Source organism: Flavobacterium sp. (assembly GCF_043779715.1).
In the GTDB taxonomy this organism is placed as follows: Bacteria; Bacteroidota; Bacteroidia; order Flavobacteriales; family Flavobacteriaceae; genus Flavobacterium.
This window is the reverse complement of sequence record NZ_JAYWDT010000263.1, coordinates 1-2,499: the sequence shown is the minus strand read 5'-3', so window position 1 is coordinate 2,499 and position 2,499 is coordinate 1. Positions and strand designations below refer to the sequence as shown.

Annotated in this window: 1 pseudogene; it reads right to left on the bottom strand. The window is 32.2% G+C overall.

The annotated features are described in order from the left end of the window. Positions 1 to 2,460 (bottom strand): annotated as a pseudogene (locus ACH2BG_RS12705) (hypothetical protein); the annotation flags it as partial. Positions 2,461 to 2,499: the final 39 nt, after the last annotated feature.

Here is a 2,499-nt window from a genome sequence, read left to right as displayed (position 1 = left end):
TAAAGGCACCAGATTATGTTTTGCATTTTTGTCGTGATGATCAATTTTCCCATCTGAATCAGCAGTATGTTGTTGTTTTTGGTGGTGAGTGTCGAGAGCTTGTTGGTTATTTGCTCCAAACAATGGATCATTACAACCGGGTATTGAACAACGATCCATATAAAGGTCTTTACAATATTTAGATGTGCGAGTATCTAAAAAGTGTGTTTTGCGTTTTAAGCGTTCGTTACGATAATCAGCAGCTAAATTGCAAATAGTTTCATTATAACCCATGCATCTAGCAACTTCGATCCCAAATAAAGTATCTCCAACACCAGGAGTTAATTTATAATCGTAAATAATACTATCTTTAGTACGGTCAATAGTTGATTTTAAATGAAAAACTCCAAGTTCATTTAACTTTTTAATCTTTTCAAAATCTAATAATTCATGATAATGAGAAGAAAACACAAAATTTGTTTTAGGAACTTTACATAGCCATTCAACAGTACCTGCCATGATAGCGATAGCACTATTTTGTTCTGTTCCGCGGCAAATTTCGTCACCTAATACTAATGTATTTGCATTGGCTTGATTAGTAACTGTTCGAAGTTCTGACATTTCGACAGCAAATGATCCTTGACCTTTCCACATATTATCAGTTCCTTCAAGTCTTGTAATAATATTTTTAAATGGTCTATATCGAAATTTTTCTGCAGGAACATAACATCCTGATTGAGCTAAAATTACATTAAGTGCAATTGCTTTTTCCATTGTACTTTTACCTGCATTATTTACAGCAAACAATAGCATTCCAGTAATATTAGTATCTTCGAATGTTTCTCTTCCTAATTTAAGATCGTTTTTGATATATTCAATATCGTCTTGAATACGTTCTACAATTGGATGTCTAAATCCTTGGACATCAATAAAACTAGGTAATAATTGGTTTCCATCGGATAAAAATCTGGGTAAAACACACGGTTTAAAATATCTATAATCGATCGCGCATTTTGCTTTTGATTGAAGAACATCAAGATCAGCACTTAATTGTCCAAATATAGAAGCAATTTCATAATTATCCGATAAAAATTTAATCATAAATGCTTCGGATTGTGCTCGCATTCTTGATATGAATTGTGTATGAATAACATCGGATTCTGTTTGTGCTTTATGAATAATGTTTGTTGTGACACTAATATTTTTAGCTTGTGTATAAAATTGCAAAGATAATATAAGTTGCATATCTTCAGCAGTTAAATAATTATTTTGAGCGCTACTTGTCGTACGTTTTACTGAAGCAGGTTTTTTACCTTGTGCCCACTCTAATAATTCTGCATCTGTAATGTGGCCACCTATATTGCGACCTAATTTTGAAACCATTTCTTCTGCATTGTCATAATATTGTATACGACCTTCTAATAATTTTAATATTTCGAATGAGATTTCCGATTCTTTTTCCTTTTCTTTTTCTTTTTCCTTTTCTTTACGACGAAGTTCACGTACTTCTTCAATTGTTAGATCATTCATAGTTGTATTAGTTGTCGTATTAGTTGTCGTATTAGTTGTCGTTTCATCTGAATTTTCATCATCGTCATTAGTAGTTGTCGTAGTAGTAGTAGATACTAAAGAAGGGTTTTGATTCATTAAATGAAAAGCTTGCATTCTGATGATGGTTTTGTAATATTTAAGCATTAAAACAAGATGTTTAATTCCGCAAAATCTAATTCCGATTTTATGTGCATCAGTTAGTCTAAGTATTTTGTCGGAACGATCACTAGTACGATCGATTAATTTACCTAAATGAACGCGTATTTTATCAATATCGTCACCGGTAGATCCCATTTTTGAACACCAATTATCTAATGTTCTATCGATACCTGGGTGAAACATATTACCAGTTAACGAACGGAAACTTGGACAGTTTTCAAAACTATCGATGTTATAACATGTATTTAATGTTGCAACATATGTTTTCATAGCATCTAGTGTTTGTTGGTCAGGTATTAGTTTTGATAATTCGTTAGTTTTCGCTGGGGTCAGTTTCGTAGTTGTTTTCGTACTACCAGCCAACGTTCCCCAAGCGGATTTTTGTATTTTTTGATTCCGAGCAATTAACGGACGTAATTGTTCAATTAAAGCAATAAAAATGTCGTAACTTTTGATTAAATTGCATAATTCAACGGGTTGCAATTTGAAAATATTACATTTACGATGATATTTATCAAAATCGACCATAGAACGCAATTCGAATTGAAGTAATCTTGCTATTGTTTTCGGATTTGCTCTTTCAATTTGAATAAGTTCGTCTATTTGATTATATGACGATTGAATTTCGTCTGAATCAAGCATGGGATGTAATAGTTTCCGTTCTAACAGACGTTTACCTTGAAATGTAACTGTTTTATCAACGATATCAAATAGCGAGTTAAATCGTCCTTTACGTCTTTCTGATTGATTGGTAATATCTAATTGCCTAATAGCATTATGTGTTAAAATTAAATGTGTATCGCTATTCCA